The organism is Christiangramia lutea, from assembly GCF_022489035.1.
GTDB lineage: Bacteria > Bacteroidota > Bacteroidia > Flavobacteriales > Flavobacteriaceae > Christiangramia > Christiangramia lutea.
The window spans coordinates 497,518-510,803 of record NZ_JAKVTV010000003.1; the positions used below are offsets into that span (position 1 = coordinate 497,518).

Sequence of the window (13,286 nt, forward strand, 5' to 3'; positions counted from 1 at the left end):
TGCTGGACCTGATAACTCGATGACATTGACTCTTTCTGAGGCTAGGGCTGTTCCTAGTTGGGATGAGGTTAGAAAGCTTTATCTAAGTCTATTAAGTGAAGGTGTTTCAAGAAACGGAACTTTTGATCCTTCCGTCTGGGATATTATCGATGCCTTTAATGATCCAGATCGTGAATCACAACTAGGTGACTATACAACAACCTATTCAGTTGATTCTGATCTATGTTCAGATTCTGTACAGCTTACTATAAGAGTTGTAGCAGATCAGGAAATCCCTGTTTGCGAGTTATCAGCTGGAGAAGACAGTTCTATGGAGCTTCAATTGGCTGAAGCTTCGGCAATACCAAGTTGGGACGAGGTTCGTAAGCTTTATTTAAGTTTGTTAGACGAGGGAGTACCAAGAAATGGCGAATTTGATCCATCTATCTGGGACTTGATAGATGCTTTTAATGATCCAGATCGAGAATCTCAATTAGGTGATTACACGACGACTTACACTATTACAGATGGAGAGTGTTCCGACTCAGTTGAATTAACTATTACCGTCATACCTGATTTTACTGATCCTGTTCCGTGTGAGTTGGATGCAGGAACCGATAGCTTGAGAGAAATGACTGAAAGTGAAGCGGCTGCTGTTCCTAGTTGGGATGAAGTTCGTAAGCTCTATTTGAGTTTGTTGGATCAAGGTGTTCCTAAAAATGGCGAATTTGATCCTTCAATTTGGGATCTTATAGATGCATTTAATGATCCGGATAAAGAATCTAGACTCGGCGATTACACAACCACTTATACTATTTCTAATGGTGAATGCTCAGATTCAGTAGAGCTAACAATCAGGGTTGTGGCAGATTGATGACAATTCTTAATCAAATGGTGACGAAAGAGAGGCATTGCCTCTCTTTTTTTCTACAGTTTTTTGTGGATGATATACACAATTAATCCTCCAGATAGCCGAGACATTGGCTAGTATCACTACATATTGGTGTTTTTTTTGTTTTGGCAGAACCTTTGTTAAATCTAAGGCGAGCTAAGAATGCAATTATGTATAGTATAGATCCATTCCTGAAAATTATTGAGATAATTCTTTTGATTCCGTTTTTGTATGAACTGAATCAGGTTTTCTTGGATATACTCAAAAGAAAATATGGGCTGATAAATAAATTGAAACTCAATTTGTTATTTTTTTATCATTTAGCCTTTGGGGGGATTTATTACATATACTCTCTTTCGAATCCTTCTGACTCTAAGCGATATTTCAGAGTTCCCTTTAATACAGATAAATCCTGGTTTGAGTTTTTAGGAACTGAAACAACCTTCATAGATTTCATATCATACCCTTTCATAAATTACCTTGGATTCTCATATGAAATGATGATGTTATTATTTACCTGGATTGGATACTGGGGATTTGTATATGGATTTCTTTTTTTCAAGGAAAATATAAGAGAAAAAGTTAAGGTGTTTAGGAGAATTGACTTGCTTACCTTAATCTTATTCTTTCCAAACATGCATTTCTGGTCGGCCTCCCTAGGAAAGGGAGCCTTAATCTTCTTTGGAATAATGCTTTTTGCTTTTTCAATCTCAAAACCTCAGAATAGGAAAACTGGAATATTTCTTTCTTCATTATTGATTTTTGCAGTGAGGCCGCATATGTTTTTACTAATTACCATTGGTTGCTTATACGGTTTATACTTTGGTAAAAATATGATTTCGAAAAAGAAGAAGATTATTGGAGGTATTGCTGCGCTCACCGCCATATTTCTTTTTCAAGAGAAAATTCTTGCTGTTGTAAACCTAAATGGATCTGAAAACCTGGTTCAGGATTTTCTTAGCTTTGCTCAGAACAGATCAGAAAGCCTTTCAACCGCTTCTAGTGGTGTGGCTATGGCTGATTATTCCATAATCGAGAAAATTTTTACTTTTTGGTTCAGACCATTATTTCTGGATGCTCCTGGAATCTTAGGGGTTGTCGTTTCTATAGAAAATTTTATCTACCTTTTACTTTTTGGTAAAATTCTTAAACTGAATTTTTTCAAGTTTTGGAGAAATGCACCATCGCAAGTTAAATCTTGTTTGATGATTTTTATTCTTACATCGGTTGCCATGACATTTATAATGTCAAATCTGGGAATTATGATTAGGCAAAAAACCATGATTATGTATTTCATGTTTTTTGTTATCTATTATTACCTGGCCTATGAAAAATCCTACACGAGCGAAACCAGATTGAAGAATATAAGTCCTGCTTAAGTAATAGGATTAAATTGATTTTTTATTATCACATTTTTTAATAGTTGAAAACCTTAGATTTGTGGCAAAATGGAAAAAAGCTTTAAGTGCAAAAACTAGTAAGGATAACTACCATACCGCTATCATTAGAAAAATTACTTGAAGGGCAACTGACATTTATGAATCGGTATTATAATGTCACTGCTGTTTCTTCGGAAAAGAATAGGTTAGATAAATATGGCAAGGATAATTCGGTAAGTACTTATCACGTTGAAATGACTCGGGCTATTACTCCAGGGAAAGATCTTCGATCACTTATAAGTTTGTATCAATTTCTGAAAAAGGAAAAGCCACTTATAGTTCACACACACACCCCGAAGGCTGGAATAATAGGAATGTTAGCTTCAAAGCTAGCTGGAGTGCCTATCAGATTACATACCGTTGCTGGCTTACCGCTACTTGAAACTTCAGGTGCAAAACGAAAAATACTGGATTTTGTTGAAAAAATGACCTATCGAATGGCCACAAGGGTATATCCCAACTCTTTTGAATTAAAGAATATATGTTTACAACTGGGATATGCCGAAGAAAATAAATTTAAGGTTCTGGGGCAGGGAAGTTCTAATGGGATCGATACAAATTATTTCGATCCTGAAAAATTTACAGATATAGAGAAGACCGAACTTCGTTCGAAATTAAATATACCAGAATCAGATTTTATTTATGTATTTGTAGGGCGACTGGTGAAAGAGAAAGGAATCAATGAATTGGTGAAATCATTTGAAAAGGTCAATTCAGAATTTCCAGAAACTACATTACTTTTAGTTGGCCCCTTTGAACAAGAGCTTGATCCCGTAGATGAAGATGTTTATAAAACAATAAAATCCCATAAAAAAATTATTACTACAGGCTATCAAACAGATGTTCGACCATTCTTTGCAATTTCAGATGTTCTTACCTTTCCAAGTTACAGGGAAGGATTTCCTAATGTTGTAATGCAGGCTAACGCGATGAGCCTACCGGTGATTGTAAGTGATATTAATGGATGTAACGAAATTGTTTCCAATGGAATTAATGGGATAATCGTGCCACCTAAAAAGAAGGATAACCTAAGGGAGGCGATGATCCTATTACTGGAAGACCGTGACTTGAGAATGAAAGTGAAAATCAATTCACGAAAATTGATTCAGGATAAATATGAAAGAAAACAGTTTTGGCAAATTTTGTTAAAAGAATACAAAGAGTTAGAGGCCTTTCATAAACATGATTAAATTCGCGGCCTTTATTGGGCAGTGTAGAAATTGTAGGAAAAATGTATAAAGATATCGTAAAACCATTATTGGATTTTTTCATATCACTTATAGGTTTCATTATCATAAGTCCAGTATTTATTATTGTGCTTATTTTGTTAGCGTTTGCGAACGATGGAAAACCATTCTTTGTTCAAAGAAGGCCAGGAAAATCTGGAAGGATCTTTAAAATCATTAAGTTTCGAACCATGACAGATGGAAGGGATGAAAATGGTCATTTATTGCCAGATGCGCAGAGGTTGACAGTAATTGGTAAATTTGTACGCAAAACATCGTTGGACGAAATTCCGCAACTAATAAATGTAATAAAGGGAGATATGAGTTTTGTAGGCCCAAGACCATTATTGCCGGAATACCTGCCAATTTACTCAGAGGAACAAATGATAAGGCATAATGTTAGACCTGGAATTACCGGTTGGGCGCAGGTTAATGGTAGAAATGCGATCAGCTGGAAAAAGAAGTTTGAATTAGATGTTTGGTATGTAGAAAACATTTCTTTCTGGCTGGACCTGAAAATTTTATTTAAAACAGTTCAAAAAGTATTGGTCTCAGAAGGAATCACTAGTGAAAATATGGCTACTACAGAACCTTTTAACGGAAACAATTAATGATAATATTCGGAGCAAGCGGACATGGAAAAGTAATTATTGATGTTATAGAATCTACCGGAAATTCGGTTGACTTTGTAATTGACGATGATGTTTCCGTAAAAGAACTTCTCGAGTATAAGGTTGATCATTCTTTTAATGCATCAATGAAAAACCAACCAGTAATAATCGCTGTTGGAAAAAATCAAACCAGAAAAAGAATTGCCGAAAGATTAGAAAACTCAATTTCAGAAGCTCTGGTGCACAGATCTGCGATGGTATCTAATTCCAGTTTTATCGATTTTGGGTCTGTAGTTATGGCAAACGCAAGCATAAACTCTAGTGCTACAATAGGAAAACATTGTATTATTAATACAAATAGTGTCGTAGAACATGATTCTATTCTTTCAGATTTTGTGCATATATCTCCAGGTGCGGTGATTACCGGGAACGTAAAAATAGGTGAAGGTTCTCATGTTGGAGCTGGAGCTATTGTAATTCCCGGGATTACAATAGGGAAATGGGTTACTATTGGAGCTGGAGCAGTTATTATTGAGGATATTCCTGATAATGCTGTTGTGGTGGGGAACCCTGGTAGAATTATAAAATTCAATACTGTTGAAAATGAATAATGAGAAAATCTGGTTATCATCCCCGCATATGGGAGGAACCGAGCTTAAATATATTAATAAAGCCTTTGAGGAGAATTGGATTGCACCATTGGGTCCTAATGTGACTGGATTTGAGGAAGATATTAAAAAATATCTGAGTTCTTCAAGCAAGGACTCCTTCCAGGTAGCGGCACTAAGTTCTGGAACAGCAGCCCTTCATTTAGCCCTTATCATCCTGGGTGTTACTAGTGAAGATGAAGTGCTATGTCAAAGTATGACCTTTGCGGCATCGGCTAATCCGATAAAATATCTTGGCGCCACTCCTGTTTTTGTAGATAGTGAGGAGGAGACTTTGAATATTTGTCCTATTCAGCTTGAAAAGGCAATTAAAGATAGGATTTCGAAAGGTAAAAAGCCTAAAGCCATAATAGCAGTTCATTTGTATGGAATGCCTTATAAAGTGGATGAAGTTCATAAGGTTGCTAAACAATACGATATTCCGGTTATTGAGGATAGTGCAGAGGCTTTGGGAAGTACCTTTAAAGGTGAAAAGTGCGGAACATTTGGTGATCTGGCAATTCTTTCTTTTAATGGAAATAAGATAATAACAACCTCAGGAGGTGGAGCATTGATCGCAAGAAATGAGGATGAAAAAAATAAAGCGGTTTTTCTTGCAACTCAGGCCAGGGATGATGCACCTCATTACCAGCATAGTCAAATAGGATACAACTATAGACTGAGTAATATTTCTGCCGGAATAGGACGTGGACAAATGGAGGTTCTGGACAAAAGAGTTCACGCTCGCCGTGAAATGTTCGAATTTTATGTAAATTTATTCCGTTCTGTAGATGGAGTGAGAATTTTTGAAGAACCAAATAGTGATTATTTTAGTAACCACTGGTTAACAGTGATTTCAGTAAATGAAGACGTGGCTGGATTCAGTAGAGAAACCTTAAGGGAATGCCTTTTAGGGTTTAATATTGAAAGCAGACCACTTTGGAAGCCAATGCATATGCAACCAGTTTTTGATGGATGTCCTTTTTATGGCACAGGTGTTTCAGAAAAGATGTTTGAAAATGGTTTATGTTTGCCAAGTGGTTCAAACCTCACAAATGAAGACCGTAATAGAATTAAAGAGGCAATTCAAAATTGTTTGAATAAATAGAAAAAGTAATTATGGGTAGACTAAACAAGGCCCTTAAAAAAATTCTTACAGATCCGGACAGCGCATTAGATATTAGAAATCTAAAATATCTTCCTCGTTGGGCAGTGCTACTTATAGACCTGACTCTCGTGTCTATTTCGGCAGTTTTTACAATTTTTATTCTTCTTGATCTTTCACCAGTTCAGTATGAATTTCTTAATTACTTTGAGAAAGCCATGTTGGTTGTAGGAACCAACTTGCTTTTTTTCTTCGTTTTTAAAACTTATGCCGGAATAATTCGTTATTCGTCAAATATTGATGCTTTAAAGTTGCTTCTGGCTACTTCAGGTACTTTTGTAACCTTAATGGCGATAAATTATATTGTTTATTTTGGTTTTGGGGAAAAGATTTTTCTAACCGGTGGACTTTTAATTAATCTTTGGGTTTCTTTTTCATTACTTTTCTTGTTTAGATTAGGAGTTAAACAGGTATACGAATACTTTAAACTCTTACAAAAGAATCAATCCCTTGTTAATGCCGTTATTCTTGGTGCTGATGAGAATGCTATATCCATAGCAGGAGCTTTAGAACTCGAACATCCGCGGAGGTTTAAAATTGTTGGATTTCTCACGAATAAACCTCAAAGAAGTCTTAGGATTTTAGATAAACCTGTAATAGCTAATAGCAGAAAGCTCTATGAAGGGGTGAAATCTCTTGGAGCTGAAGCTATAATTCTTTCAGAACATTCTTATTCTCCAGAGGAGAAATTTAAGATTGTAGAGAAGTGTCTGGAACATGATATTTTGGTTTATAACGCGCCATTAGTTTCGTCCTGGGAGGATAATCAACCTATAGCTCAGAGTGTAAAATCTTTACAAATCGAAGATCTCCTCGAAAGAGACCCTATTCAATTAGAAGTTCAGAATAAGATAGATCAATTAACAGGAAAAACAATTCTCGTAACCGGTGCTGCAGGGTCTATTGGAAGCGAAATAGTGCGGCAGGTCGCAGAATATAATCCTGAGAGGGTAATCATCTTAGATCAGGCTGAGACCCCATTGCATAATCTGCAATTAGAGGTTGAATCTAAATTTCCTGACCTTAATTTCAAGGTTATAATCTGTGATGTGGGCAATCAGAAAAGACTGGAGGTTTTATTTCAGAATTATAAAATTGATGTGCTTTATCATGCTGCGGCTTATAAGCATGTGCCGTTAATGGAGAGCAATCCCCATGAAGCCGTTTTTGTCAATATTCAGGGTACAAAAAATCTTGCAGATCTTGCTGTTCGATATGGTGTAGGTCACTTTGTGATGGTGTCTACAGATAAAGCAGTTAATCCAAGTAATGTGATGGGAGCCTCTAAGCGGGCTGCAGAAATGTATGTGCAATCACTGTTTCATGAACAGGTTAGACTAGGTGATGTGCAGACAAAATTTATTACTACAAGGTTTGGGAATGTTTTAGGATCTAATGGATCTGTGGTTCCTTTATTCAAAGAGCAAATCGAAAAAGGAGGTCCGGTAACCATCACTCATCCAGATATAATTAGATATTTTATGACGATCCCGGAGGCCTGCCAATTGGTTCTAGAGGCTGGAGCTATGGGAAAAGGAGGTGAGATTTTTGTATTTGATATGGGCGAACCTGTAAAGATCATGGATCTTGCTATTAAAATGATTAAGCTTGCAGGATATCAGCCTAATAAGCATATTAAAGTTAGAATTACGGGATTGCGTCCAGGTGAGAAACTTTATGAAGAGTTATTAAATGATGAATGCAGCACCTTGCCAACTCACCATAAGAAAATCATGATAGGCCAGGATGTTGTTCGTAATTATGCTCTTATAAACGAAAAGATTGAAAAAATTATTAATTCAGCCACCAAGCTAAAGAATGATAAGGTCGTTGCAAAGCTTAAGGAGTTGATCCCCGAATTTAAAAGTAACAATTCATCTTATGAAAGACTTGATGCTGTTACTGAACTTAAAAAAAAATAGATATCATTCTATGAGAAAATTGTTAGGGTTAATTTTACTGCCCTTATTATTGAACGCATGTTCTACTAAAGAGGAAATAGTTTATTTCTACGAAGGAAAAGAAGATTTGGTAGGTCAAAAGAACCTTTTAGAATATGAGCCTCAAATTGAGAAAAATGACGTATTAAGGATTAACGTTTCCTCGTCCTCAATTAATGAAGAGGTTGTAGCTCCTTTCCAAATGAATACGAATTCCCAGCAATCTGGTGGCGGAGGAGGCCAAAATTTATCGCTCACCGGTTATTTAGTAAGTCCGCAGGGTAGTATTAATTTTCCTGTTATTGGTGAGGTTAAAGTAGAAGGTTTAACAAGAACCGAAATTCAAAGAAATCTCGAATCTGAAATAAGAAGATATGTTAAAGATCCTATTGTGGATGTGAGAATTGTTAATTTCACAGTAACTGTTCTAGGTGAGGTTGGCAGTCCTGGCCGTGTAACAGTTACTGACGGTAGGTTGTCCATTCCCGAATTAATTGCTTTATCTGGAGATATTACTTATAACGGAAAAAGGGAAAATATTACGGTAATTCGAGATGATAATGGGGTGAAAAAGATTGGTACAATAGATATGACTGAAACTAATCTTTTTTCTAGTGAATTTTTTTATTTGAAACAAAACGATATTGTATATGTAGAGCCAACCTATAGAGCAGTAAAATCGGCAGGATTTTTTACTAGTTATCAAGGTATAATCAGCCTAGGTACCACAATAATTAGTTTATATCTATTGATAAATAGTTTGTAGAAGATGGAAGATTTACAGGACTTTTCCGAAGAAAATAATGAGTCAAAATTTGATATAAAAGCTGAAGTCTTTAAATATTTAACCTATTGGAGATGGATTGTTTTTGGAGTTATCGTTGGAGTTTTAATAGCATACTTATATAATAGGTATACCATTCCTAAGTATAGAACCTGGGCTACTATGATACTTGTAGATGACCAGGAGAAGAATGCTATGAACGCCTTACCTTCAGGAGGGGGAACATTACTATCGCTCGGTGAAGATGGTCTTCAAAGTGATATTGAAAAATTAAAATCGAAGCAACTAGTTGCAACGGTTATCAATGAATTAGATTTAAACAAATCATATTATATTGAGGGGAATGTAATTAACGTAGAGGCTTATAAATCAAGTCCACTTGTTTTGGAATTCATTTCGCCTGATTCTATCGTAAATGTTACAAATCTAAATTTATTTATTACTCCTAAATCTGATACTGAATTCAATCTTCGTGAAGCCAACTCAGACTTGAGTAAAGATTATAGCATTGGTGAAATAATTAGTCTTAATGGTATAGATTTTACAGTCCTTCCAAAATCAAGAGATACTGAAGGAGCCTTTAAAAGGTCAAATACTGTTAATGTAGTTATTCAACCATTAAAAGAAACTGCAAATAGTTATATCCAAAATCTTTGGATTTCTCCCAAAGGTCAATCAAAGGATATACTTGAACTTTCTATAGTTAATGAGTCAAGCTCGAAGTCAGAGGATTTTCTAAATAAGCTAATGGAAAAATTTAATGAAGAAGGGGTTGAAGATAAACAAGAAGTAGCTGAGAATACAACCACATTTATCCAGGACAGACTCGAAATGATAACCAATGAGTTAGATTCTGTAGAAGTTGGGATTGCAGATTTTAAAAAAGAGAACAGGATAATGAGCGTTGAATCGGGTGCTGCCGAATTTCAATCAAAGTTTTCGGCTGCTGAACAGCAGATATTCGATCTGGAAACACAATTAGAACTTTTACGATCTGTAGAAGCTTTGTTAAAAGAGCAGGAGCGGTATGATTTTTTACCAGAAGTAGGAATCGATGAAGGAGGTATTTCAGGATTGATTAATTCTTATAATGCTTTGGTTATGGAGAGAAAAATGTTTCTAAAAAGCTCTACAGTAAATAATCCAGTAGTTGAAGCCTTGTCAGAGCAATTAGATGGATTGAGATCAAATCTTTACGAAAATATAGAAAGCACAAGACAGTCAATAAATGTAAGGTTAAGTGAATTAAATAATCGGGAGAATACTGCCCAGGGTAGATTTAGTACATTCCCTGGTTTGGAAAAGGGAATGAGGAGTATTGAGAGGCAGCAACAGATCAAGGAGCAATTGTATTTGTTTCTATTGCAGAGAAGGGAAGAAGCAGCAATTTCTTTTGCAGCTACTGCTTCAGTAGCTAGGGTTATTGATAAGGCTTATACGATCAATCAACCGGTGGACCCTGCTCCGTGGCTAATTTTGTTAGGTGGATTTTTTATTGGTTTGATATTACCAATCCTAATAATTTTTATAAAGAACTTTTTAGATACAAAGGTTCATCATAAAGGAGACCTTTCATCACTCTTAAAATCTATTCCTTTTATTGGTGAAGTTCCCAGAATTGGTGCAGATCAAACAGACGTTATACAATTGAATGATAGATCGGCGCTTGCGGAATCTTTTAGGATTTTAAGAACTAACCTTGCATACCTGATTCAAAATAAAAATAAAGAAAAAGGTGAAGTCATTTTCGTAACCTCGACAGTTAAGGGAGAAGGTAAAACTTTTGTGTCTTATAATCTTTCTAGAACTCTCGCTAGTACTGGTAAATCAGTTCTTTTAATTGGTGCAGATATTAGAAATCCTAAGTTACACAGGTATACAGAAAATATTCAGAATGCTAAGGAAAAAGGTTTATCAGATTATTTATATGACTATGAAGTTCATCCTTATAATATAATTACGAAAACTAATGACGATAACATTTCTGTAGATATAGTTTTATCTGGTCCAATACCACCAAATCCAGCGGAATTGTTGATGAATGATAGAATGGAGGAGCTTATAGGAAAAGTCAAATCTGATTATGATTATGTTATTGTGGATACCGCTCCAACAATGATCGTGACAGATACTCTTCTAATAAGCCAACTTGCAGATTATACGCTATATGTAACTAGAGCAGATTTCACTGAAAAGAACCTTTTAGAGTTTCCTAAGGATCTTAAAAAGCAAGGAAAGCTTAAAGGCCTTGCTGTAATATTGAATGATGTAGACTATTCTAAATTCTCATATGGAGCGCAATACGGATATTCCTATGGGTACGGATATGGTTATGGTGTGGAACAGGAAAGTAGATGGAAACGATTAAAAAGACGGTTGTTTAGCTAATTGAAATCAAATAAATAATTGCTTGTTATTTTCTACTGAGGATTCGATTGCCGATTGGAATTTTTCCGGAACTTTGATATTTTTTATTTTATCAATATGATCAATCCTGTGTGCATCGCTGCAAATAAAATCTATAAAATTACCTTCAAGTAATTTAAAAGCAATTTTTTGAATTCCGTTTCCATAATGACCAGAGAGGGATAACATATTTAATTGGAATTGACATCCCCTTCCTTTTAGGTCTTTATACTTCGCTAAATCTTTTGAATGATAAAAGGCATATCTTTCAGGATGCGCCAGGATTGGCGAAAAGGAATGGTTTTGAATTTTAAATAAAATTTCGTTCAAATTTAACGGAGGTTGAAAATAGGACATTTCTACAAGGATCTTTTTATCCCTGATGGTTATCACTTCATCTTTTTCTAAAATTCCCAAAAAATGCTGATCCAACATATATTCTGCAGAATATCCAATTAAAATTTCTGACTCAATTTCAGAAACTAGTAATTTATAAGCTTTAGAAATAGTTTCGGGAGTGTTTGGATAATATTCTCCAATCACATGAGGAGTAGCGATAATATTTTTTACTCCTATTTCCTTGAACCCGTTGATCAAGGAGACAGATTCATCTATATCTTTAGCTCCATCATCAATTCCAGGTAAAACATGATTGTGAAAATCTGTGATTCCATCAATTAGGTCAACTAGGTAAATATTCTTTCTGAATATTGAAAACATTGGCATTTATTTTAGGCTCAAAATTACATAATTTAAATTCTTATTATTAATATTTGCACTGTTCCTAGATCAGATTTATGAGATTAACCTACCTGAGTTTAATTTTACTTTCCATTAGCTTTTATTCTTTTGGCCAGGTTCAATATATTATTCGAACCGAGGGTCAAGGTCAGTTATTTTCGGAGAAAGAATCGCCCTTCTGGATGCATACCAATTACAGAGGAAGATTGGATGAGAAAACTCATTTTTACGGCCTATTGAGTTCTTCAGCTAGTATCGAGTTAGGATCGGAAAGATTTGTGGATTTTGGTTTAGGAGGTTTTTATAAGGATGGCTATGAAGATGGTGTAAAACTTGATGAAGTCTATTTTGCTTATAATTCACCAAAAATAGGTTTCGTTCTTGGTAAAAAGCAAAGAGAAGATCTTTTCCAAGGTTTAAGTGTTTCCAATGAAAATATTTTATGGTCCTTGAATGCGGCTCCATTACCTGGAATCAGATTTTTCACTACAGACCCTATTTTTCTGGTTGAAGACCATGGGCTAGGAGTTAAATTTAGCTGGGAAGAATACTTAATGGATGACGACAGGTTTATTGAAGATACGCGTTTACATCATAAAAGTGTTCACGGCGTCTATAGAAGTAAAGGAAATTTTCAGATTGAAGTCGGTGTCCAGCATTTCGTTCAGTGGGCAGGCTATTCTGAAGAATTTGGTGAGTTACCTCATAGTTTTGAAGATTACATTAAAGTCTTTACGGGTGGAGCTACTGGAGGTGATGTAGCCGACGGGCAGGAGATTAATGCCTTGGGAAATCAAATTGGCAGCTACGAGATTAAGGTTAAAACCAAAATTAGAGATGTAGATTTTCAATTTATTTTCAATCATCTATATGAGGATGCATCTGGGCTTAAGCTAGGTAATTTTCCAGACGGTCGTTACGCCATATATTTCGAGGATAATCGCGATACATTCTGGGGATCCTCTTGGTTGAAAGCCTTTATGTATGAATTCTACTATACCAAAAATCAAAGTAGGGATAGACAGAGTTCTTTGGAAGACGGAGCAGATAACTATTTCAACAATAACTTGTATCGTTCGGGTTGGACATATAATAATCAGGTTTTAGGATTGCCCTTTATTCTCTTAAATGAGAATAGGTTTCGAATAGGTACTAATATTCTTATGGCCCACCATTTTGGATTGAGAGGGAACCTCTTTGAGGATTATCCGTACAGGTTTCTTTTAAGTTATCGCAAAAATTACGGTGTAAAAGATTCATTCTTTCCGGAAAAACGAGAAATTCTATCTTCTTTATTTGAGCTGGAATTAGTCGATAAAGACTATAACCTGAAAGCACAATTAGGAATGGATATTAGTTCATATGAAAAATCCAATTTTGGAATTGGGATACATTTTTCAAAAACTATTTTTTGAATTTTGCTGTATCCAGGGATCGAGGATATTTCCTGAAAATT

11 protein-coding genes are annotated in these 13,286 nt (G+C 35.3%); 10 read left to right on the forward strand and 1 reads right to left on the reverse strand.

Features of this window, described 5'->3' with window-relative positions:
• Positions 1 to 19: 19 nt before the first annotated feature.
• The 9 genes from ML462_RS11590 to ML462_RS11630 all read left to right on the forward strand — a co-directional run bounded on the left by ML462_RS11590 (position 20) and on the right by ML462_RS11630 (position 11,071).
• Positions 20 to 853 carry a hypothetical protein gene (locus ML462_RS11590; protein ID WP_240713981.1) on the forward strand — a complete coding sequence of 278 codons (834 nt, stop codon included), beginning with the start codon at positions 20 to 22 and terminating at the stop codon, positions 851 to 853.
• 851 nt (positions 854 to 1,704) lie between these two features.
• Complete coding sequence (locus tag ML462_RS11595) at positions 1,705 to 2,250, forward strand: hypothetical protein (RefSeq protein WP_240713982.1); 546 nt, start codon at positions 1,705 to 1,707, stop codon at positions 2,248 to 2,250.
• 86 nt (positions 2,251 to 2,336) lie between these two features.
• Entirely contained in the window at positions 2,337 to 3,500 is a 1,164-nt protein-coding gene (locus ML462_RS11600; protein ID WP_240713983.1) for a glycosyltransferase family 4 protein, read from the forward strand.
• Between the two features lie 41 nt (positions 3,501 to 3,541).
• Positions 3,542 to 4,147, forward strand: coding sequence for a sugar transferase (locus ML462_RS11605; RefSeq protein WP_240713984.1), 606 nt, complete (start codon positions 3,542 to 3,544; stop codon positions 4,145 to 4,147).
• Entirely contained in the window at positions 4,147 to 4,758 is a 612-nt protein-coding gene (locus ML462_RS11610; protein ID WP_240713985.1) for an acetyltransferase, read from the forward strand. The genes ML462_RS11605 and ML462_RS11610 overlap by 1 nt, the downstream gene beginning before the upstream one ends.
• On the forward strand, positions 4,751 to 5,902 hold the full coding sequence (locus tag ML462_RS11615) for a DegT/DnrJ/EryC1/StrS family aminotransferase (protein WP_240713986.1): 1,152 nt from the start codon (positions 4,751 to 4,753) through the stop codon (positions 5,900 to 5,902). Before ML462_RS11610 ends, ML462_RS11615 begins: the two co-directional genes overlap by 8 nt.
• 11 nt (positions 5,903 to 5,913) lie before the next feature.
• Positions 5,914 to 7,881 carry a polysaccharide biosynthesis protein gene (locus ML462_RS11620; protein WP_240713987.1) on the forward strand — a complete coding sequence of 656 codons (1,968 nt, stop codon included), beginning with the start codon at positions 5,914 to 5,916 and terminating at the stop codon, positions 7,879 to 7,881.
• A 10-nt stretch (positions 7,882 to 7,891) separates the two neighbouring features.
• A complete protein-coding gene (locus tag ML462_RS11625; protein WP_240713988.1) occupies positions 7,892 to 8,665 on the forward strand; it encodes a polysaccharide biosynthesis/export family protein in 774 nt (257 codons plus the stop codon).
• 3 nt (positions 8,666 to 8,668) lie between these two features.
• Entirely contained in the window at positions 8,669 to 11,071 is a 2,403-nt protein-coding gene (locus ML462_RS11630) for a GumC family protein (RefSeq protein WP_240713989.1), read from the forward strand.
• 6 nt (positions 11,072 to 11,077) lie between these two features.
• Here ML462_RS11630 and ML462_RS11635 read toward each other — a convergent pair whose 3' ends face one another.
• Positions 11,078 to 11,809 carry a tyrosine-protein phosphatase gene (locus ML462_RS11635; protein WP_240713990.1) on the reverse strand — a complete coding sequence of 244 codons (732 nt, stop codon included), beginning with the start codon at positions 11,807 to 11,809 and terminating at the stop codon, positions 11,078 to 11,080.
• A 77-nt stretch (positions 11,810 to 11,886) separates the two neighbouring features.
• Here ML462_RS11635 and ML462_RS11640 point away from each other — a divergent pair, with 77 nt between their 5' ends.
• Entirely contained in the window at positions 11,887 to 13,245 is a 1,359-nt protein-coding gene (locus ML462_RS11640) for a capsule assembly Wzi family protein (protein WP_240713991.1), read from the forward strand.
• Positions 13,246 to 13,286 lie beyond the last annotated feature (41 nt).